Below are 474 nucleotides of genomic sequence, written 5' to 3' on the forward strand. Positions count from 1 at the left end.
CATTGGGATCGTCATCGGCGGCTTCTGGTCGATGTCGGCGGCAACGGCCATTCGGCTGGTGCCGCAACGCCAGGTCCCCCGCGCACTGGCCATCTTTAACGGCGGCAACGCGCTGGCCACCGTTGTGGCAGCGCCGCTGGGCAGCTACCTGGGGGCCACCGTCGGCTGGCGCGGCGCCTTTTTATGTCTTGTCCCGCTGGCGGTGCTGGCCTTCGTCTGGCAATGCATTAGCCTGCCGTCGATGAAAAGTCCGCGCGCACCACAGCGGCAGGGATCGGTGCTGCGTCTGTTCCGTCTTTCTACGCTATCCCTGGGATTACTGGCCTGCGGACTGTTCTTTATGGGACAGTTTACCTTATTTACCTATGTGCGACCGTTTCTGGAGACGGTGACCCAGGTCAGTCCTTCTGGTCTGTCCCTGATATTGCTGACAATGGGTATCGCCGGTTTTATCGGCACGCTGCTTATTACGAC

General features: G+C 60.5%; 1 protein-coding gene. It reads left to right on the plus strand.

Going from position 1 to position 474, the window contains the following annotated elements; all coding sequences use genetic code 11:
* Nucleotides 1–474 (plus strand): MFS transporter (locus FJV41_RS55635; protein WP_141649608.1); only part of this gene is annotated, 474 nt, incomplete at both ends.

The organism is Myxococcus llanfairpwllgwyngyllgogerychwyrndrobwllllantysiliogogogochensis (genome assembly GCF_006636215.1).
In the GTDB taxonomy this organism is placed as follows: Bacteria; Myxococcota; Myxococcia; order Myxococcales; family Myxococcaceae; genus Myxococcus; species Myxococcus llanfairpwllgwyngyllgogerychwyrndrobwllllantysiliogogogochensis.